At 45.9% G+C, this 17,738-nt stretch carries 25 protein-coding genes; 2 read left to right on the top strand and 23 right to left on the bottom strand.

Annotation, left to right across the window (positions count from 1 at the left end):
* Positions 1 to 389: recombinase family protein (locus WMO37_RS06900; protein ID WP_346992437.1), on the bottom strand; the 389-nt coding region annotated here is incomplete at its 3' end.
* On the bottom strand, positions 390 to 587 hold the full coding sequence (locus WMO37_RS06895) for a hypothetical protein (protein WP_003020324.1): 198 nt from the start codon (positions 585 to 587) through the stop codon (positions 390 to 392).
* Between WMO37_RS06895 and WMO37_RS06890 the strand changes: the two genes are divergently transcribed.
* The gene (locus tag WMO37_RS06890; protein WP_004612762.1) at positions 561 to 800 is read left to right on the top strand and encodes a hypothetical protein; all 240 of its coding nucleotides are present in this window, start codon (positions 561 to 563) and stop codon (positions 798 to 800) included. The two genes, WMO37_RS06895 and WMO37_RS06890, sit on opposite strands and share 27 nt — an antisense overlap.
* 28 nt (positions 801 to 828) lie before the next feature.
* On the opposite strand, the gene WMO37_RS06885 is transcribed toward WMO37_RS06890, so the two are convergent.
* From WMO37_RS06885 to WMO37_RS06845, 9 genes are all read right to left on the bottom strand, one after another.
* Positions 829 to 2,166, bottom strand: a complete 1,338-nt coding sequence (locus tag WMO37_RS06885; RefSeq protein ID WP_227621877.1) for a virulence-associated E family protein — start codon at positions 2,164 to 2,166, stop codon at positions 829 to 831.
* Complete coding sequence (locus WMO37_RS06880; RefSeq protein WP_227621879.1) at positions 2,135 to 2,779, bottom strand: CHC2 zinc finger domain-containing protein; 645 nt, start codon at positions 2,777 to 2,779, stop codon at positions 2,135 to 2,137. Before WMO37_RS06880 ends, WMO37_RS06885 begins: the two co-directional genes overlap by 32 nt.
* Before the next feature lie 64 nt (positions 2,780 to 2,843).
* Positions 2,844 to 4,424 carry a MobQ family relaxase gene (mobQ, locus tag WMO37_RS06875; protein WP_173900606.1) on the bottom strand — a complete coding sequence of 527 codons (1,581 nt, stop codon included), beginning with the start codon at positions 4,422 to 4,424 and terminating at the stop codon, positions 2,844 to 2,846.
* Between the two features lie 182 nt (positions 4,425 to 4,606).
* Positions 4,607 to 5,515: a radical SAM mobile pair protein B gene (locus WMO37_RS06870; RefSeq protein WP_118285038.1), complete on the bottom strand. Its 909-nt coding sequence runs from the start codon at positions 5,513 to 5,515 to the stop codon at positions 4,607 to 4,609.
* Positions 5,503 to 6,192 carry a radical SAM mobile pair protein A gene (locus WMO37_RS06865; protein WP_118285037.1) on the bottom strand — a complete coding sequence of 230 codons (690 nt, stop codon included), beginning with the start codon at positions 6,190 to 6,192 and terminating at the stop codon, positions 5,503 to 5,505. Before WMO37_RS06865 ends, WMO37_RS06870 begins: the two co-directional genes overlap by 13 nt.
* Positions 6,189 to 6,626, bottom strand: coding sequence for a radical SAM mobile pair system MarR family transcriptional regulator (locus WMO37_RS06860; RefSeq protein ID WP_118285036.1), 438 nt, complete (start codon positions 6,624 to 6,626; stop codon positions 6,189 to 6,191). The genes WMO37_RS06865 and WMO37_RS06860 overlap by 4 nt, the downstream gene beginning before the upstream one ends.
* A 364-nt stretch (positions 6,627 to 6,990) precedes the next feature.
* Entirely contained in the window at positions 6,991 to 7,287 is a 297-nt protein-coding gene (locus WMO37_RS06855; RefSeq protein WP_002594808.1) for a DUF3847 domain-containing protein, read from the bottom strand.
* Complete coding sequence (locus tag WMO37_RS06850) at positions 7,280 to 7,621, bottom strand: replication initiator protein A (RefSeq protein ID WP_118728686.1); 342 nt, start codon at positions 7,619 to 7,621, stop codon at positions 7,280 to 7,282. Before WMO37_RS06850 ends, WMO37_RS06855 begins: the two co-directional genes overlap by 8 nt.
* The gene (locus tag WMO37_RS06845; protein WP_002304353.1) at positions 7,618 to 7,806 is read right to left on the bottom strand and encodes a hypothetical protein; all 189 of its coding nucleotides are present in this window, start codon (positions 7,804 to 7,806) and stop codon (positions 7,618 to 7,620) included. Before WMO37_RS06845 ends, WMO37_RS06850 begins: the two co-directional genes overlap by 4 nt.
* A 483-nt stretch (positions 7,807 to 8,289) precedes the next feature.
* Between WMO37_RS06845 and WMO37_RS06840 the strand changes: the two genes are divergently transcribed.
* On the top strand, positions 8,290 to 9,096 hold the full coding sequence (locus tag WMO37_RS06840; RefSeq protein WP_006873172.1) for a helix-turn-helix domain-containing protein: 807 nt from the start codon (positions 8,290 to 8,292) through the stop codon (positions 9,094 to 9,096).
* A 61-nt stretch (positions 9,097 to 9,157) separates the two neighbouring features.
* Here WMO37_RS06840 and WMO37_RS06835 read toward each other — a convergent pair whose 3' ends face one another.
* The 12 genes from WMO37_RS06835 to WMO37_RS06780 form a co-directional block, all read right to left on the bottom strand.
* The gene (locus WMO37_RS06835) at positions 9,158 to 10,120 is read right to left on the bottom strand and encodes a DUF3658 domain-containing protein (RefSeq protein ID WP_014078537.1); all 963 of its coding nucleotides are present in this window, start codon (positions 10,118 to 10,120) and stop codon (positions 9,158 to 9,160) included.
* 16 nt (positions 10,121 to 10,136) lie between these two features.
* On the bottom strand, positions 10,137 to 10,526 hold the full coding sequence (locus WMO37_RS06830; protein ID WP_009296082.1) for a TnpV protein: 390 nt from the start codon (positions 10,524 to 10,526) through the stop codon (positions 10,137 to 10,139).
* Positions 10,486 to 10,758 carry a helix-turn-helix domain-containing protein gene (locus WMO37_RS06825; protein WP_002593556.1) on the bottom strand — a complete coding sequence of 91 codons (273 nt, stop codon included), beginning with the start codon at positions 10,756 to 10,758 and terminating at the stop codon, positions 10,486 to 10,488. The genes WMO37_RS06830 and WMO37_RS06825 overlap by 41 nt, the downstream gene beginning before the upstream one ends.
* Before the next feature lie 154 nt (positions 10,759 to 10,912).
* Complete coding sequence (locus tag WMO37_RS06820) at positions 10,913 to 11,071, bottom strand: Maff2 family mobile element protein (RefSeq protein ID WP_369426208.1); 159 nt, start codon at positions 11,069 to 11,071, stop codon at positions 10,913 to 10,915.
* A gap of 241 nt (positions 11,072 to 11,312) precedes the next feature.
* On the bottom strand, positions 11,313 to 11,480 hold the full coding sequence (locus WMO37_RS06815) for a hypothetical protein (RefSeq protein WP_162858247.1): 168 nt from the start codon (positions 11,478 to 11,480) through the stop codon (positions 11,313 to 11,315).
* Between the two features lie 19 nt (positions 11,481 to 11,499).
* On the bottom strand, positions 11,500 to 11,667 hold the full coding sequence (locus WMO37_RS06810; RefSeq protein ID WP_018112834.1) for a hypothetical protein: 168 nt from the start codon (positions 11,665 to 11,667) through the stop codon (positions 11,500 to 11,502).
* A complete protein-coding gene (locus WMO37_RS06805; RefSeq protein ID WP_072848542.1) occupies positions 11,660 to 13,447 on the bottom strand; it encodes a VirD4-like conjugal transfer protein, CD1115 family in 1,788 nt (595 codons plus the stop codon). The genes WMO37_RS06810 and WMO37_RS06805 overlap by 8 nt, the downstream gene beginning before the upstream one ends.
* Complete coding sequence (locus WMO37_RS06800; RefSeq protein WP_069432335.1) at positions 13,444 to 13,926, bottom strand: PcfB family protein; 483 nt, start codon at positions 13,924 to 13,926, stop codon at positions 13,444 to 13,446. Before WMO37_RS06800 ends, WMO37_RS06805 begins: the two co-directional genes overlap by 4 nt.
* Positions 13,927 to 14,019: 93 nt before the next feature.
* The gene (locus tag WMO37_RS06795) at positions 14,020 to 14,238 is read right to left on the bottom strand and encodes a DUF5348 domain-containing protein (RefSeq protein WP_004611927.1); all 219 of its coding nucleotides are present in this window, start codon (positions 14,236 to 14,238) and stop codon (positions 14,020 to 14,022) included.
* Positions 14,239 to 14,262: 24 nt separating this feature from the next.
* Complete coding sequence (locus WMO37_RS06790) at positions 14,263 to 15,237, bottom strand: DUF6017 domain-containing protein (protein WP_018112837.1); 975 nt, start codon at positions 15,235 to 15,237, stop codon at positions 14,263 to 14,265.
* A 388-nt stretch (positions 15,238 to 15,625) separates the two neighbouring features.
* Positions 15,626 to 16,207 (bottom strand): LytR/AlgR family response regulator transcription factor, encoded by a 582-nt coding sequence (locus tag WMO37_RS06785; protein WP_349154636.1) that lies wholly within the window; start codon positions 16,205 to 16,207, stop codon positions 15,626 to 15,628.
* Positions 16,208 to 16,365: 158 nt separating this feature from the next.
* Positions 16,366 to 17,220 (bottom strand): carbon-nitrogen hydrolase family protein, encoded by an 855-nt coding sequence (locus tag WMO37_RS06780; RefSeq protein WP_349154635.1) that lies wholly within the window; start codon positions 17,218 to 17,220, stop codon positions 16,366 to 16,368.
* Positions 17,221 to 17,738 lie beyond the last annotated feature (518 nt).

The raw sequence follows: 17,738 nt of genomic DNA, 5'->3' as shown, positions 1-17,738 counted from the left end.
ATACCGTCATTCATGGCGATATAGCGGACACCGTTTCTTGGGAAAAAGTCCTCAATCAAATGCCCGGTTTGCAGATAATTACGCCCCAGACGGCTAAGGTCTTTCGTGATAACAAGGTTGATTTGCCTGCGCTCAATGGCTCTCAACATTCTCTGTAAATCAGGACGCTCCATATTAAGACCTGTGAAGCCATCGTCCTGATAGACTGCCACAACCTCCCATCCCTGCTTTTCGCAGTATTTTTCCAGCATATCACGCTGGTTTGCGATACTGGCACTTTCGCCTTGCAGGTCATCGTCCTTTGACAGCCTGCAATAGACCGCTGCACGATAGCCCCCGGCAAGTGCCTTTCCGATTGTTCTGTATTCCATTTCGTTCATCATAGCCATTTACCCACACAATCCAGACGGTATCTGGCTCTTTTGAACCTCATCTTCATTATAGCTCATATCTTTCCTTTTAGCAAGATATTCTTTCGTATTTGTCTTACCGTATTTCTGGGAAATCAGGCTGACGAACACATCGGTTGCGTCCAGTTCCCCGTCAAATACCGTTGTAACATGAATCTCTGTTTTGTTTTTTGCCATAGGCAGTTATCCTCCATACATGAAAATAGCCAGACAGAAGGTGTCGGCAACGAAGTCCGGCAACGGGCTTCAAAAGACCTTGCAAACAATCTCAATCTGGCGATGATTACTATTTATACTTTTCTTTTATTTTTCTGTTGTTTTGGTTGTTATAAGGGAGAAAAGCCCGGAAATAAGGGGTTTTCCCCGGCAACCGGCTCGGCAACGGGATAGCAACAGGGGGGGCAACGGGCTGTCATTTTCAGAATGGAAGCTCCATCTGTTCTGTGACCTCCACAAAACCGTCCATCGTTTTTTCAGACGGGTTGCCGGAGTCCGTTGCCGGGTTTTCACGCTCCCAGCCCTTTTGTCTGCCATATTCGGAAAACATTCTTGGGTTCGGGAAGTACCGCCAGCCGGAAATGCACTGGTTCATAATCTCGTTGATTTCCCGGATTTCCCATTGCTTCGGCTCGTCAAAGGCATGGTTCAAGGCTTCCTTGTAGAGTTGCTTGGAACAGACCATACTCCCGGTGTACTTATCAAGATACGCCTGTATCATCCCGGCTTTGGTGTCCTCCGGCATAAAATCCCGCTGGTGTTCTTTGAGATACCGCTGCATGGCGGGGCTGAAAGCCAGCTTGAACCTGCCGCTTCGGTAAATCTCCATCGCTTCCGCCCACATCTGCTCGATATAGGCTCTGGAAGCAGCTTCGTCCTCCAAAATGTGAACCTCGGCTTGCTCCGGGTACACCATGACGGGGATAAAGCGGCGGTTGCCGGAACGGTCAAGGGGCAGGAAGTCAAGGGCATTGGAAGTGCCGCCAAACACGCACTGACGGGGGCGGTCTGCCGGGTGGGTTTCATAGGGTATCTTGTAAACTTCTTTCTGCCGGCTTAAAAATGACTTGATTTCCTCAATGCTCTTGGCGTTGGCGGTTGCCATCATTTCCGACATTTCGATAATCCAGTGACCTTGCAGCTTGCGGTACACATTGTCATCGTCCAGCTTCCGCAAATCATCGGAGAACCACTCGTCTCGGACTGCCAGCAGACGGAAGAAGGTGGACTTGCCAGCCCCCTGACCGCCTACCAGACAGAGCATGATTTCAAACTTACACCCCGGCTGAAAGGCTCGTGAGATTGCACCCAGCAGGAACAGCTTCAACGCTTCATAGGTGTAATCGTCTGCGTCAGCGCCCAGAAAGTGCCGCAGACAGAAACGGATTCGTTCTGTCCCGTCCCACACAAGGTCACTTAGGTAGTCCCGGATGGGATGGTACTTGTTTTCATTCGCCACAATCCCGATGGCGTTATCAATCTTTTTCTCATTGGTAAGCCCGTAGGTTTCTTCCAGATAGAGAAGCAGATACTTCATGTCCGTATCGTTCAGGGCGGTGCTTTCTCTGTGGAAGCCGATGGGCTTTATGATGTCCTTGCGGTCAGTTAGGATGTTGTATGCGATAGCCCCGGAAAGCAGCGGGTCACGCTGGAATACGGTCAGGCAGTTCCGTATGCTCTGACGGACACCGCCTTTCTCGGTAGTTTCCAGCCCCGCCTTGATTTCCTCAATGCTCTGGGGCGGCTGCATGGCGTTCATGGTGTTTTTTAGTTCTTGCTGCGTTTGCGGCGGCAAGCTCTGCCATTCGCTGTTCAAGCTGTATCACATCCTTTCCGTAGTCCGTAATCAAAGCCGCTTTTTCCTCCGTTTCCCCAAAGAGCAGCACATCCAGCAGATATTCCACTTGGTCTTGCTTCTGTAAGGCTTCCACAAACCGGGGATGAAAGGCTTCCTCCGGGGAGTGCGGGGCATATTCCTTTCTCCATGCCCGGAGCAGGTGGAGATAATCGGCAAGGATACGGAAGCAACGGTTTTTTGCTTCCTGAAACTGTTCCTCCGGGGATTTCTGCCGGGGCTTGGGCTTTTTTGCCTTTCCCGGCGGTTTCCAGTCCTCATAGGAAAGCCCGAAGTCCTGTGCCAGTTGTACGGCGGCTTCTTTCTTTCCCAGACCATACAGGGCGGCGGTAAAATCAATCACATCCCCATCAGCACCGCAGCCGAAGCAGTGGTAACGCCGATCCAGCTTCATGCTTGGGGTTTTATCGTTATGGAACGGGCAGCAAGCCATCCCGTTCCGACCTACATGGATTCCATAATGCTCCGCAGCCTGTCTTGTTGTGACGGACTGCTTCACAGCTTCAAATACATTCAAATCTATCCCTCCTTGAAAACAAAAAAGCACCTGACATTCTCTGATTGAAAATGGCAAGTGCCTGTTAAAGTTCCATATCCTGTTGTTTGTGTTTCGTCTGTGCCGGGACAGTTCTTTGTGCTTTTTTCTCGTCAGCCTTATCCTGCAAGACTTCCTTGATAGGCTGCTTCTTGGGCGGCTCTTTGCTTTCTTCTGTGCCGGGTGTAGCTTTCCGTACCCAGTAGCGGATGTCCCGCAACTTCTTCAAATCAGCCTGTACCTCGGTCAAAGGTTCTTTCAGCTCTGCGATTTCGCTGAGAAGTTTTTCCTGCTCCTCTTGCAGCTCATTTTGGGTACTGTCCTTATCGTCCGGGTGCTTGGCAAGGTAGGCGGCGGCTTTCTCATACCGGGCAACCTCCGGGTGTTCCTGTTTGAATTTCTCCTTTGTTTTCTTAAAAAACATCTTCTGGTACTTCTCATAGACAGGCTTACATTCCTTGCAGTCTGTCCGGCTGGCAAGAATCCCGTCAATCACTTTGCTGCGGGCTTCCTTTGGCTTCATCTGATTGCGGTAATCTGCGGCTGATTTCCCGGAAGATTCCAGAAATGCTTCTAAGTCCTCCACAGTGGAAAGCCCCTTTTGCCGGAGATAGGATAGGGCTTCGCTGACTGCCTTTAAGTCCTGTGAAGTCCCCCGGTTCTGTCCAGCCCTTGTCCAGTCCTTCCGTTCTTCCTTTCGTATCTCCATATACTTCATCAGCAGATTGGGAAGAAGTGTCGCTTCCTCCGCCGCTTTTTGTGCAAGCAGCTCCTTCCGTTTTTCTCCCAGCTCGGTAATCCAGCCTTTGAGGTTTTGGATAAGCTGCCGGATGGACTTCATTAGGCGGTTGGCAGCTTTGATTTCCCGGTTCAGGTTGCCGATATTTGTCTGGATACCACGCTTTTCCATCTGCTGGACAGCAGCCCCCTCATGGACAGTAGGGATAATATCAAGCCCCTGTCTGGCATAGGAACGCAAGTCCACACGCTCCGGGCGGTCATTGGCTTCCAGATAGCGGTTCTGGATTACTTCCCATTCATGCCGCCAGATTTCACAATATTTCTGGTCGTTCCAGTCAACCGTATCCTCCTTGTGGCTTTTCCACCTGCCGGACGGAAGTTTTATCCGTTCTCCGCTTTCATCAAGGTCATAAACCTTGCGGCTCTTGGGAAGCCATTTCCCATGTTCGTCTATTGCCCTCATAGTGAGCAAGACATGGGCGTGGGGATTGTGTCCCGGCGGATGGGGGTCGTGGATGGCAAAGTCAACGATCATGCCTTTGGAAACAAACTGCTGCTGGCAAAACTCTCGGACAAGGACAGCGTACTGGTCAGGCGGTATCTCTCTGGGGATGGTAAGCACCCACCGCCTTGCAAGCTGGGAGTTCCATTGCTTCTCCACCGCTTCGGCGGCGTTCCATAAGGTATTACGGTCTGCATACTCCGGCGGGGCATTTGCTGGGAGCAGAATCTCATTGTGGACGATACCACGCTTTTCCGGGTAGTGCTTCACTTGCTGGTCGTATTCACAGAACAGCTTTTCGCCACTCTGGTAAGCAGCGGCGGCAACCGCAGACTGCCGCTGGCTGCGCTGAACAATCGTGATTTCGTTGTGTGGACAGGGCATTTCGTGTCCCTCCTTTCGCTAATTGGTGGACGGGGTGGCGTTTTACCACCTCATTTTGGGCAGAAAAAAAGCAGGAGACCTTTTTCAGATTTCCTGCTCGGTGTGCCGCTATGTGGGCGGCGGGTATTTAATTGTAAAAGTTCGGGGCAAGTTGACCCGATGTGAAGCTGACAAACTGGAAGTTAGCGATTTCTTTTTCCGGTATTTTCTGTCCCTCGGATTTCCTCATGATAGAAATAATCTACGATCACCGGATGCCCCTGCGGGACTCTGCCATAAGGCATTTCATTATCCACAAATGGGCAATCATACTTCTTAGCCATTTCCTCAGCTTTTACTTCAAGTGCTTCAAAGTAGCTGCGGTTATGCTTGTTATAGATCTCGTCGTAAAGTGGTACAAGATCAGGATATTTTCCGGCGATATAATCCATAATTGTCTTTTTGAAACCGCCTCGAAGATTGAGATTTTCGAGCCAGAACAGATCGCACTGATCCTTTACCCGCTCAAAGATTGCTTCAAAATTCGTGATACCGGGGAATACCGGAGATACGAAACAGACTGTACGGATACCTGCATCATATATCTGCTTCATAGCAGCGATACGGCGCTCAATGCTAGAAGCAGAGTCCATATCGTTCTTGAAATTTTCATCTAGTGTGTTGATTGACCATGAAACGGTTACTCGTCCAAGCTTCTTCAGCAGATCAATATCCCGTACCACAAGATCCGACTTTGTGCAGATCAGAATATCTGCGTCACTGCCGATCAACTGCTCCAGAAGTTTTCTGGTATTCCCGAATTGCTCCTCCTGTGGATTGTAGCCATCCGTCACAGAACCGACGACCACCCGCTGTCCGGCATATTTCTTCGGATTTTTAATTTCTGGCCAATGCTTCACATCAAGGAAAGTGCCCCATTCCTCCGTGTGTCCGGTAAAGCGCTTCATAAAAGAAGCATAGCAATACTTGCAGGCATGTGTACAGCCCACATAGGGATTGACCGAGTAACCGCCTACCGGCAGACTGGACTTGGTCATGATGTTCTTTGTTTCCACCTCACGAATGAGGATTCCATCGATTACTTCTGCCATGATCTCTGTACCTCTAATACTTTATTGAATTCCTCCGGCATTTCCTGAATCATATTTTCATCCCCTATGATAGGGACAAGGTCTTCCTTCATAAACACCGGAATGCCGAGCTTATGTGCCTGGTCCGCCAGAGACCATGCCCATTCCGGCTCCGTATGAATCTTCCTGCTCTGAGCCCCAGTCATAGTGCCGACAACGATCCAGTTGATTCCGGAAAGGTCAACTGTACTGGGATCGTCGAATAACGGCTCAAAGGTAACATGGTAATGCTTTGCTTTGACGTTTTTTCGAAGGGCGTCGATACGCCACAGTTCTGCTTTCCTCGTCACCGTAACGCCAAACCATGCGTTTTCCAGATCGGTATCAAAATCCAGCAGATCGGGGCGCTTGGTAAGAAACAGGAACTGATGCTGTGGATTTTCACGGATCTTTGCAAATACCTCGTCTCTCCATTCCGGCTTCCATCCGGAGAGATCGCTCATGCCGGTAAGAAGAAAGTTCTGCGGACGTTTCTTTTCCATCATCTTGAGCTTGCCCGGAAAGAACTCAGGATCAGCAAAGTCATCAATCATATGCCAGCGCTTTACATTGTTGCGGGCATAGCAATATGTACACCCCACTGTGCAGCCGATGACGAGATTCATGTTCTGGATCTGATCTTTGATACAAATACTCATGACTTCTGCCACTCCTCAAGATTCTTTCTGATGCGGTCGAGGCATTCCTCAAACCGGGTAATTTCTTCCTCTGAAAAACCCTTGTAGTAAATGCTGCCCATCTCATCAGATACAGAATCGTACTCGTCCTTTAAGGCATGTGCTTTCTCAGTCAGAAACAGGAGTGTTTTCCTTTTGTCCGTTTCAGACTGAACACGGCTTATCAGCCCTTGATGTTCCATTCTTTCCAGCATCGTCGTAAGAGATGTTATCGCTAATCCGCATTTGACCGAGAGTGACCTGATCGAGATTCCATCCTCCTGCCACAGCACATAAAGAATGCGCCCTTGGGCTCCATTGAACGCATCAATATTCTTTTCGCTGAGAATTTTCTCAAAAATCCGGTCACCAAGCTGTTTTATTTTGGTGACAAGAAATCCTCCATTTGTTTTCATGCAAAAGCTCCTATATAGTAGTTTATAAAATCATACTATATAGGAGCTTTATTGTCAACAGTTTGTATGTCTGAATAGAGGTAAATTCCGATTTGTTGTCATCTTCATTATACTTCATTGGCTATCGAAAAGATAGCATATTTTATGAAACTTGTCGGCTGGGAACAGCTTGCAACGCAAGGTGTCCCCAGATGGCAAGTACACAAAAGGGTAGCTGGCGGCAGCCAGCGCAGGGGAAGCGTAGCGTCCCCTGTTTGATTTGAAGCAGACCATGACTGCGGAAAATCACAGCCCTCCGGCGAGGAGCCTTCGGAGAACGCAATGCACCAACCTCTGGGTGGTGTATAATTGCGCCCTTAGTAAACTAAGGGGTTTCCGGCTTCTCCCGTTCCAGCAGTTTTTTCAATAGTTCCTGCGTGTCCTGCCTGTGAAAAATGAGTTTCAACAACAGCATGACATCATCATCTGTCAGGCGTTCCGGCTCTTGCAGAAAACTTTCCAGCATACCGCCACGAGTACAGAGCCGGTGCGTCCGTTCCTTTCGGGTAAGCTGCTTTAACTGGTGCTGCAATGCCTTTTCATCATTGATGGCTTTCCGCAGTTTCTTTTCGCTTTTCTCCAACTCCCGATTGAGTTTTTCCAGCTTTGAGGTATCAGGCAAGGGCAGCGTCCTCCTTTCCCGGTATCAGCACATAAATCCTGTTTGGTTCTCCAACGCCCTGACGCACCCGCATGATAAGTCCGGCGTTTTCCAGTTCATTCAAAGAACGCTTGACCGTCATAGAGCTGCGGGACAGGACTGCGGCAATGGCTGTGACAGGGAAGCAGACAAACAGGATTCCGTTCTCGTCCTCCTGCCCATTGGAGAGCATAGCGTCCAACATCCGGCAGTACATGACCTTTGCGGTGCTGCTGATTGGAAACCCTGTCAACGCTCTTGGAAAAGCCATACAGGGCGGCAATGGTGTGTCTATCGTCATAAATTCAAAATTCATTCGGTGTGTTCCTCCTTCTTCTTTGCTCGTTTGGATAAATAACGGGGGCAGTCAATCACAACCGCCCGGAAGCTCTGCTTGCACCCATGCTGGCATTTCCGGCATAATTCGTTGTAAGTGACACGCCCCCGGTCATTGAGGTAAAAGGAAAGCTCATGCTTCCTCTTTTTGCTCATTCTCGGCATATTGTATTTCCTCCCGTTTTAGTGTATGGTTTCGGGGCGATTTTCGGCAAAATTACGGTCATAGAGCCGATTAAAATCTCCCGAAGTATCAGCGATAGGGTAGACTATCCCCCTATCAGATTGTCGTGTTTCGGTATCATTTCGGTGTCAGTTCGCCAGTTCTCCCCGGTGTCGTTCCTCCCCTGAATCTCACAGCGGCGTATCGCTCCCTTTGGTACGCTCGTTTCGGTCAGGGTTCCTCCACATCCCTGCCAAAAGTCATGGCGCTACATCGCCGGGGAAGCATATCCCACACAGGCTGGTCATTCGATTGGAATAATCCATCGATGAACTACCTGTATCATAGAACATTTTTGTGCCCTGTGCCGTATGTCCACAAAGTAGGAATTAGGGGTAAAAATCAGAAATTTCCACGATTGCGGAAAGTGTGATATAATCCAGATAAGCGGCAGCAATGAAACCATTGGAAAGGAGCGTGCGCCCATGAAAGGAGCAACAAGCATACAGGAACGCCTTTGGGAACTCCGCAAGGACAAAGGCTTAAATCTGGAAGAACTATCAAAGCTGACAGGCATTTCCAAATCAGCTCTTGGAAGTTATGAAAAAGAGGATTTTAAGGAAATCAATCATGGCAACCTTATCACGCTGGCAGACTTCTATGGGGTCTCTGTTGATTATCTACTGTGCCGGATAGAGAACAGGGAGCAGATCAACACACCATTGACGGAGTTGCATTTGAATGATGAGATGGTGGCACTGCTGAAAAGCGGTCGGATTAACAACCGTCTGCTCTGTGAGCTTGCTACACATAAAGATTTTATCAAGTTTCTTGCAGACATTGAGATTTATGTGGACGGGATTGCTACCATGCAGATTCAAAACCTCAATGCACTTGTCGATACCGTCCGGCATGAAATCATTGAACGGTATCGCCCAGGCGAAGATGACCCGCATTTGAAAGTGCTGCAAGCCGCCCATATCAGTGATGATGAGTATTTCAGTCACATGGTTCTGGATGACCTCAACCTGATTATCCGGGATATTCGGGAAGCCCACAAAAAGGACAGTGAGAGTGCGCCCCAGACCACCGTTGCCGATGAATTGAAAGAAAATCTCGAAGCAGTCGAAAATTTCAAGGGCAGCCGGGATGAAAAGCTGGTTGTCCTTTACTGCAAGCAGCTCGGTATCAACTATAAAAATCTGTCAGACGAAGAATTTCGCTGGCTGATTCGGATTCTCAAAAAATCAAAGAAAATGGGAACGCCTATCAGCCAGAGGAAAAAACGGTAAAAAAAACCGCTGTTGCATGGTTGGGGTGCCTTCCATGTAGCAGCGGTTCTTGCTGTGGTTATTATTTCATTCGTTTTCTTAATATCCGGCGATAATTTGTTTCTCCCTTTGGTGCGTCCTGTATAATTTCCAACACACCATCTTCAAGCATTTTATCAATGCGATTAGAAATCCATACATCACTAATTCCAAGTTGATATTTTCCTAAAACATTACCTATAACAATAGCCATTTTGAATTGCTCTGGCTGTTCCGCAATTTCACGAAGAATGAAACTATCATATATATCTTCTGAAACACTTTGCAATTTACCATTTAGCATTGCACGCAAAGGTGCATTTTCATTTTGAAGTTGATTCCATTTCATAGCACAAGCTGAAAGAAATACAGGCTTAGCTTTTTCTTGTAGAGTTATATATTTTCCCCATTCGCCAGGAGAAACCTCACCCCATGCTATTTTGGATGTCATAGTATTTTCTTTTCCATATTCCCAGGCAGGTAACTTAACCAAATAAATTGTTGTCTGACAGTTTAATGGTCGAAGTTGTTTCATAAGCCAGTACATACCGCAAAGTTCATCCGGATTATAGCTATACCAAATACGAACTTCTTCCCCAGCTACATATCGTTCAATAACCGAAGACAATGTAGTTTTAATTTTCTGTATTTTTTCTTCAACCTGATAGTCTAAATCCTCTACAAACCAGACAGACAGCATTTTCTTGAGAACATTTTTCCGCTGTTCGCCAATTCCATTATCAGAAATATCTCCCACACTAAGAGCCATATCAAAACAATAAACATCACTGCTCTTGCCTCCCAATGGAATAGCATTCTCCCAAGCAATATGTTCTTGTTCCTGTGCTTGAATTTGTGCTTCTTTCATTTCATCTGAAGATGGAACACTCCCATCTTCGTGCCTCATAAAGACCGAAACTGCACTTCCTCTATACTTTCCCTTACCGTAAGTTTGGGCAATTTTCAAACTTCCACAGGCACTTTCACCAAATACAATTTCAATCATCTTATATACCTCCGATTTAATTACTCCCGTATGAATAAATTATATCATGCAAAACAATTTCTTCTGCCCGGTTGTGAATGTTATTACAACGCTGCACCCATTCCATTTGTTGAGTTCGCTTCAATTCCTCTGTCACGCCCTCGGTGGCTTTCATCTGCTCCATGATAGTGTCTAACCGTTCCTGTGCCTGTTCGTTCAGGTCTGCAAGATATGTCCACAATTCTCCGGTCAGTATCAATGTATTCAATCTGGCTGGGTGGACTTCCCTTAAATATTCCCGGTGCATCCGTCCGTACTTTCCGATAGGGCGGTGTTCCTCCGGCAGTTTCAAGTCCGGGATGTAGTAATCTCCGACAAGGATATAATCAATTCCGTTTTCCGTTATTCTTGGTTTCAATTCTCTCATGTTCCTTACCTCCTGTGGAAGCAGGCTCGTCTGGTACTAACTCAATCACATCGGTAATCTCACAATTCAGCGTTTCGCAGATACGGGCTAATGTATCCATGCTGATGTGCTTTCCCTCTTTGCTCATGTTGGCAATCATATTTGTTGTCATACCAGCAGCAAGCCTTAAATCCTCTTTCCTCATATCACGCTCTAACAGTGTGTGCCAGAGTGGTTTATAGCTGATGTGCATATTGTTTTCCTGCCTTTCTATCCATACCACCGGGGCGGCTGCCCCGGCAGGAACTTTTCTCTTATTATAGCACCAATCTTGTGAAATCACAATTTATTCTTGTATCCTGCCGCTGATACCGTCTGGATTGGTTTTCCTTTCTTTTTTGTTCCCTTTAATTAGCCATGAACTGCTTAATGCCTTGTGATTTTGCACCCGGATTGTCGTTTCCATATCCCTCCAAGAGATTGATAACGCCCCAAATGCCTAAGCCTGCGCCCAGTGCGATAACAAGGGTCTGTAATATGTCGATAGCAGAGTTAAAAAATTCCATAAAGCTCCTTTCTGCCGCAAATGCGGCTTGCCCTATAAAAGGGCATAAAAAACGGCGGTCAGTTTTCAAACTGCCGCGGTCATAAGTCCCCGCGCTGCCTAAAGTTCTGCCGCGCGGCGGTATTCAGTTGTCAGTGTGGGCGATAGGAATTTTTGTAGGGGCGCGTATCATGCAAGTTGTCTTTTTCTTTGTTACTGCGTCAATTCCTCCTTTCTTTTCAGCCGGGAACACACATTTTTCGTCATTCCAAAAGATAGCTCCTACGCTGCATATACTCGGTAACGTAAAGGGTCTGTTCCCCTCCGCGTTCCTGCAAATACTCCCGCAGAGCGTTTTCTGCATTTTCTATCATCTTTGTAAAATAATGTTCACGACGTATATCATCAGTTTTTGTTTTCTGTCTGCTCATAGTATAACCTCCCGTAAAATCAAAGTTCCCGCCGCACCCGTTTCTGCTCATACAGGGCTTCACACCGTTTCACAAACTGCTGGATAGCTGCCTGCCGTTGCTGTTCCCGTCGCTCGGCAATGAAAACAAGCCCGTTTATGGCTTCTGTGATTTTCTTATCTTTTTTCTTCTGCATACGTCTATTCATGGTCGGTGTCCTCCTGCAAATCTGCTTCGCTGATTTCGTAATAGTCAAAGGGTTCGTCCGGCTTTACAAGGGCGGGTCTGCGCCTTAAATGCTTTTCCATATCAAAGGTATTTTTCTTGTCATAGTCGGAAAGATATTTATAGTTGGGGTGCTTTGTAATGTCATACTTATCAGAGAAGAACGGGCGTACCCCTCGTAGTTGTAAGATACATTTCCCGCCGTCCATGACTGCAATTTCATCTTCGGTCATAAGCTGCTTGCCTAACTTCTGATAGTTCAGCCCATGTGATACCTCACGCCCCCGGTTCTCGGAAGTGTTGAAGCTGTCAATGGTTTCTTTCCCCAAGATTTCCGACATTTCTTTGAGGGTGGTTTTCTCCTTGCCGCCCAAGAAAAGGGTGGTGTCGCAGTTGCCGGCTATGGTATCGGCGTTATCTTTGTATATCGCCTTTAGCTGCGACTGGCTTTGCAGAATGATTGAAGCAGAGATTTCCCGGCTTCGGATAGTGGCTATGAGCTTTTCAAACTTCGGTATCTGCCCGATATTTGCAAACTCGTCTAACAGACAGCGTACATGGACGGGCAGCCTGCCGCCGTATTCATCATCTGCCTTGTCGCAAAGAAGATTGAAAAGCTGCGTGTAAAGAATACTCACAACAAAGTTAAAAGTGTCGTCGGTGTCGCTGATAATGACAAACAGGGCGGTCTTACGGTCGCCTATGGTATCAAGTTCCATTTCGTCGGTTTCCATAAGGTCGCGCAGCTCTTTAATGTCAAAAGGGGCAAGCCGCGCCCCGCAGGAAATGAGGATAGAGCTTCTTGTCTTTCCCGCAGATAACAGGAATTTCTTATACTGCCGGACAGCAAAGTGTTCCGGGTCTTTTTCCTCCAACCGTTCAAACATAAGGTCAACGGGGGACTGAAATTCCGGGTCGTCCTCGCGGGCTTCACTGGCATTTATCATTTCAAGCAGCGTCGTAAAATTCTTTTCTTCCTCCGGGGCTTCGTACCAAATGTAGCCGATAAGGGCGCAGTAAAAGAGCCGTTCCGATTTTATCCAAAAATCTTCCCCTGCTTTTTCCCCGTCCCCTTTGGTGTTGGCAATCAAAGTATTTACCAGTTTCAAAATGTCTTTTTCGCTGCGGAGATAGGCAAAGGGATTGTATTTCATGCTTTTTTTGAAGTTTATCGTGTTCAGCACCTTTATCCGATACCCGCCCCGCTGTAAGAGCTTCCCGCACTCGACTAAAACCGTTCCTTTCGGGTCGGTTACAACGTAGCTTGAGTGCATTTGCATAAGGTTGGGCTTTACGAAAAATCTCGTCTTGCCGCTGCCGCTTCCCCCGATAACAAGGATATTTTTATTCCTTGCATACTTTGGCTGCTTTGGGCGGCTGTTCATGGTAAGCCGTTCCGTCTGTGTGAGCAGCACGTTATTTTGAAATACCGGGTCGGTGTAGGGCTTTATATCTTCGGCGTTGCCCCAACGGGCAGAGCCGTATTCGATACCTTTCCGGTATTTCTTCGCATTCTTGCCTTTTACATAGACAATCAGCCGGATAAGGACAGCCCCTACAATACCGATAAGCAAATCCATAGGTGCAAGGCTCGGAAGCGGGTTTGCAAAGGCAGCGGAAAAGCCGTCTGCAAGGGAAAGCACCTTGCCGGACAGGTCAGCCCCCGGAGAGAGCCGCACCGCCTGTCCGATTTTGTCAAAGAGATAGACAAAGAGCAGATAGGGGGCATTTAGGATAAGCAGCTTTTTAAGTTCCGGCTTCATAGCGATACCTCCCTGTCCTTTTTCTTCACTTTTTCCCTCTGTGCGTTCAGAGCCGCCGCCTTTTCTTTGAGGGAAACAATCAGCTTGCGGATAGAGGGCTTTTGTTCCTGCGTCAGCTTCTTTGCGGAAAACTCCTTGAAAGCTGCGGTCAGTGCGTCCGCGTCCCGTCCCTTAAAAAACACAAGATAGCGGGGCGGGGTTTCGGTGCTGTCTTTCTTTAAGGCAAAGTCAATCCCGTATTTTTTCGCCGTACTCTCAAAGGCTTTGATATTGTCCTTTGTGATTTCAATGTTGGAAACGCCCGCGTTCTGCTTCATAAGCTGCTTTAGGGTCTGCTTGCCATGCGGGATTTTCTGTTTGTCATGCTGCTTTTTCATCTGTGCAAGCAGGGCTTTCATAGCCTTTTGGAGCTGCTGCGCGGTCAGCTTTCCGGTCTTGATGTAAAGGGCTATGGTCTTTTCGTTGGTTTCCTCCTGCAATGGGTGTCCTCCTTTCGTGTTCTATGGTGGTATGCCCGCCGCCGGGAAACGGGACGGGCATGAAAAAAGAGCATCCGCTTTCACGCCGCCCTGTTAAATCCGTACCCGCAGCCCGGAAAGGTCTGCCGCCCGAATACCCACAAGATACCAGTTGTCCCCGTACTCCATACGGGTCGGCTTCCATTTGCCCCGCACAAAGACCTCCATGCAGTCGCCGCAATGCAATCCCCCGTAATAGTCGTTTACGTCAAAGCGAATGTCGTAGCGGTCAGCGGTTTCATCAAAAATCAAAGCTCCTGTTTTCTGTGTCATCATAAAATCCTCCTTTGGGTTGGTTTACAGGCTTTCGCCCTCGTTGCAGGTGTAATCGGGTATGCCCTTGCTTCTTGCCGACTGGATAGTGCGCCCGCCGTACATATCGTGAGATACAAGGGACGTGTAATAGCTGCCAATCGTAGACGGAGCATTGAAAAGGGCAGCTTTCATGTACTGCTTGATGTTGCGGATTTTGGTGGTGTTTTCCTGCATACAGTCCAGTACAAAGCGGATATGTTCGCTGTTCAGTTTCATAAATTTTGCTTTTACAAGCTCTGCCGGGTGGTCGTCCCCGGCGATACGGATTGTTCTTCGTTTGGTGCAGACGGTTTCAAGAATAAGGGCAAGGATTTCCTCTATCCTGTCCCGGTCAAGGTATCTGTCCTGTATCAGATAGTCGTACTCGATATTGTCCTTGATGATTTCCTCATACACGCTGTATGCGTCTGTCGCTTCCTTTCGCTTCCGTTCCGGCAGCTGTGCCGCGTCCTCTAAGGGAGAGGGATTTAGGGAATGGAAAGGAATGGAATGGGTACTTGATATATCTGTATTTAATTTTTCTTTTTTTGGTAAGTTAGTTTTTTGTATCTCTTTATTTAATTGCGTTGGATTTTCCGACGTCGGGTTATCCGGTGTCGGATTTTCCAATATCGGCTTATCCGCTGTTGGATTTTCCAATACCGGACAATCCAATGCCGGGGGCTGTGGCTGTTCGTAAATGGTGTACTCAATAGCGGTCATTTTGCCTTTCTCGTCGCGTCCCTGCCGCCTTGTGATATATCCGGCTTTTTCAAGCTCCCATACAGCGGTGCGGATAGCGTCGATACTTTCCCGGTTGATAAGGGACAGCCCTGCAAGGGTGTAGTCCCAATCTTCGGGAAGTGAGAGCATTTGCGACAACAAGCCCTTTGCCTTTAGGGAAAGTTCCTTGTTGCGTAAATGGTGGTTGCTCATAACCGTATAACCTTTGTTCTTTTCCACGCGGAAAACTGCCATAGCTTCATCACTCCTTTGGTTGGATTTGTTACGCAGTAGAAACGCGGTTTTGAGGGAAAAGGTATCAACCCTTGCCTTTCTCATTTCCGCGCTCTAAGAGCCGCATAAATCAAGGCTTTATTTGCCCTTACTGCGTAACATGAGGGCATAAAAAAAGCAGCGTTCCTGTTCTCCTGTGTGGGAGTGAGAAACGCCGCCTTATAGGTGGTGCTTATTTTATTTTTTCTTTTCGACGTGCCGCGTAAGGTGGTGTAGTGGTTTATCCGGCAGCTTCGCAGGTGCTTTTGCATATCAAGGCTCAATTCGTTAAAAGTAGTAAATGAGTAGTAAAATCAATCTGCAAACCTGCGAATATGCCCGTAAATCAAGCATTTTTCAAGACAATCAACTAATTTATAATAAAATTATTTCTTAATTCTGCAAAGTTCTGCCGGGGCAGTTTGTCCATAATATCTGAAAATTTTCCGTAATACTCAAATTCACCGCTTTCTGCAATCACAATATTCTTGCGTTTTTCCGATGTAAAGCAGATAATATCCCTGCAATCCAGCGAAATCATTTCTCCATAAGTCTGGAATGAAAATATTTGATTTTGTTCCGAAAAATAGTCTGCCAGCTGATTTAAAACATTTTCTACCGCCTGTGCATTCTTCTTTTCATTTAGGTACTGGTATGCGTGTACATGAAATGCCTCCGGCATAAATTCTTCATGACTTGTTATAAATACAATCGGTATCTTGGAATTTCTTGTCCTGATTTTTCCTGCCAGCTTTAATCCGTTGCCGTCCTGTAATTCAATATCTAAAAAATAGACATCCGGGGAAAATTTCTTTTCATTTAAAAGACTTTGAACACTCTGATAAAAGTTTGCTTCAATCTTTTCTTTATGCTTTTCATTGTATTCCATAAAACACTGTTTGAAAAAGGTAAGCTGTCCCTCATCGTCATCACATACTGAAATCTTAATCATCTTAACCTCATCACATTACATTTTGCTATTATTTTATCATTAAATTCTTCTAAACAAAAGCATTTTCGCCAAAATCCCCCATAATCCCTATTTCTTTCCAACTTTTTGCAAAGATGCGTTCAGAAATTCGCGCTGTGATGAAATACACTTTTTATTTCTTATTCGTTATACCATGTTTTATATAAATCCATACGTCTATTTTCCATCTCTGGATTTTCTTTCCGGCATTTTTGTGTATACTCTTTATCAATTTCTCCGACAAAATATCCCTCTTTATCTGACATTCCTGCAACAATCAGCCCCTTTGCATCTACTATTCTGCTTCTGCCAAACAATGAACGCTCATTGGGCAGTGTTCCATACTGATTCACCGCTACTACCGGCGTAACATTACAGATTGCTGATGCCTTTACAATAATATCCCACTGGTCGGCATTGGGGCTGTAAAAAGCCGCCGGAACACACAGTATTTCAGCACCATTCGCCCTTAAAGTACGTGCGATTTCCGGAAATCTCGTATCATAACAAATCCATACACCTACTTTACCAATATCCAGCTGAAACAGTCCTAATTGGCTGCCGGATAAGAAAGTGTCGGATTCTTTGACCCCAAATGCATCAAAAAGGTGTATTTTATCGTAGAAACCAACCCTTTCTCCATTCCGGTTCATCACTAAACAGCGGTTATGCACTTTTTCATGGATATTTTCATTTTCCGCCCTTTTTTTCGCCGGTCTGACTGCATAACTACCACCAATAATATTTGTATGATACTTTTTCGCACATTGGCTCAGCCATTCTTCAAACATACCATGCTCATATTCCCCATATGTTTCGTTTTCATATTCATAGCAGTCCATCTGGTAAAACTGTTCCGGTAAGACGAATAAGTCAATATCCGGATAGTTTTGAATCGCCTGTTCTATATATTTCTCAGCTTTTTCTAACATTCCCTGTTTAGATGTATTACAAAAAATTTGAATTCCGGCAGCTTTAATAACATTATTCTTCATTTTACTCCTCATTTCTTTTTGCAATCTATATTATTTGTTTTATTATATTCACAATATAAAATGTTTCATGTGAAACATATGAACACATGTTCTTTATTTTCCAATCGTTTTAATTTTACTATTAATTTCATTTAGTATTTTAATAATTATATCTATAATTATATAATATATCATTTTTTTCTTATATTTCAATATAATCCTTAATTATAAGCAGTTTTATCACTATTTATCTTATCAACGTTAAAATACTGTAATAATTTGTTATATATTTCTTTTTTTATTCCATTGTATATATATGAACTGAGTTCAATTTTTTTAGTATTTTTTCTTTTGAACTGAGTTCCAGATTTTCTTTACTTTGTCCTATTTATATATTAAAACATAGCGTTTCCTACTATGGTATCTATTTATTATACATCATTATATACTATGCCGCGACACATCATATTTTCACTTCACTTCGTCCCTTGTTAAATAATCTGCCAATACAATCTCTGTGTAAAGATCAGTACATAGTT

It is taken from the genome of Lachnospira intestinalis (assembly GCF_040095895.1).
In the GTDB taxonomy this organism is placed as follows: Bacteria; Bacillota; Clostridia; order Lachnospirales; family Lachnospiraceae; genus Lachnospira; species Lachnospira intestinalis.
Note: the sequence above shows the minus strand (reverse complement) of the source record. Positions and strands in the feature narration are given on the sequence as shown.

What these genes read in the sequence shown, in the direction of transcription:
- WMO37_RS06890 (WP_004612762.1), top strand. Translation starts at nt 561, where the DNA reads ATGAATCTCTGTTTTGTTTTTTGCCATAGGCAGTTATCCTCCATACAT.
- WMO37_RS06895 (WP_003020324.1), bottom strand. Translation starts at nt 587, where the DNA reads ATGGCAAAAAACAAAACAGAGATTCATGTTACAACGGTATTTGACGGG.
- WMO37_RS06885 (WP_227621877.1), bottom strand. Translation starts at nt 2,166, where the DNA reads ATGAACGCCATGCAGCCGCCCCAGAGCATTGAGGAAATCAAGGCGGGG.
- mobQ (WP_173900606.1), bottom strand. Translation starts at nt 4,424, where the DNA reads ATGCCCTGTCCACACAACGAAATCACGATTGTTCAGCGCAGCCAGCGG.
- WMO37_RS06870 (WP_118285038.1), bottom strand. Translation starts at nt 5,515, where the DNA reads ATGGCAGAAGTAATCGATGGAATCCTCATTCGTGAGGTGGAAACAAAG.
- WMO37_RS06865 (WP_118285037.1), bottom strand. Translation starts at nt 6,192, where the DNA reads ATGAGTATTTGTATCAAAGATCAGATCCAGAACATGAATCTCGTCATC.
- WMO37_RS06860 (WP_118285036.1), bottom strand. Translation starts at nt 6,626, where the DNA reads ATGAAAACAAATGGAGGATTTCTTGTCACCAAAATAAAACAGCTTGGT.
- WMO37_RS06850 (WP_118728686.1), bottom strand. Translation starts at nt 7,621, where the DNA reads ATGAATTTTGAATTTATGACGATAGACACACCATTGCCGCCCTGTATG.
- WMO37_RS06845 (WP_002304353.1), bottom strand. Translation starts at nt 7,806, where the DNA reads ATGCCGAGAATGAGCAAAAAGAGGAAGCATGAGCTTTCCTTTTACCTC.
- WMO37_RS06840 (WP_006873172.1), top strand. Translation starts at nt 8,290, where the DNA reads ATGAAAGGAGCAACAAGCATACAGGAACGCCTTTGGGAACTCCGCAAG.
- WMO37_RS06835 (WP_014078537.1), bottom strand. Translation starts at nt 10,120, where the DNA reads ATGATTGAAATTGTATTTGGTGAAAGTGCCTGTGGAAGTTTGAAAATT.
- WMO37_RS06830 (WP_009296082.1), bottom strand. Translation starts at nt 10,526, where the DNA reads ATGAGAGAATTGAAACCAAGAATAACGGAAAACGGAATTGATTATATC.
- WMO37_RS06825 (WP_002593556.1), bottom strand. Translation starts at nt 10,758, where the DNA reads ATGCACATCAGCTATAAACCACTCTGGCACACACTGTTAGAGCGTGAT.
- WMO37_RS06820 (WP_369426208.1), bottom strand. Translation starts at nt 11,071, where the DNA reads ATGGAATTTTTTAACTCTGCTATCGACATATTACAGACCCTTGTTATC.
- WMO37_RS06815 (WP_162858247.1), bottom strand. Translation starts at nt 11,480, where the DNA reads ATGAGCAGACAGAAAACAAAAACTGATGATATACGTCGTGAACATTAT.
- WMO37_RS06810 (WP_018112834.1), bottom strand. Translation starts at nt 11,667, where the DNA reads ATGAATAGACGTATGCAGAAGAAAAAAGATAAGAAAATCACAGAAGCC.
- WMO37_RS06805 (WP_072848542.1), bottom strand. Translation starts at nt 13,447, where the DNA reads ATGAAGCCGGAACTTAAAAAGCTGCTTATCCTAAATGCCCCCTATCTG.
- WMO37_RS06795 (WP_004611927.1), bottom strand. Translation starts at nt 14,238, where the DNA reads ATGACACAGAAAACAGGAGCTTTGATTTTTGATGAAACCGCTGACCGC.
- WMO37_RS06790 (WP_018112837.1), bottom strand. Translation starts at nt 15,237, where the DNA reads ATGGCAGTTTTCCGCGTGGAAAAGAACAAAGGTTATACGGTTATGAGC.
- WMO37_RS06785 (WP_349154636.1), bottom strand. Translation starts at nt 16,207, where the DNA reads ATGATTAAGATTTCAGTATGTGATGACGATGAGGGACAGCTTACCTTT.
- WMO37_RS06780 (WP_349154635.1), bottom strand. Translation starts at nt 17,220, where the DNA reads ATGAAGAATAATGTTATTAAAGCTGCCGGAATTCAAATTTTTTGTAAT.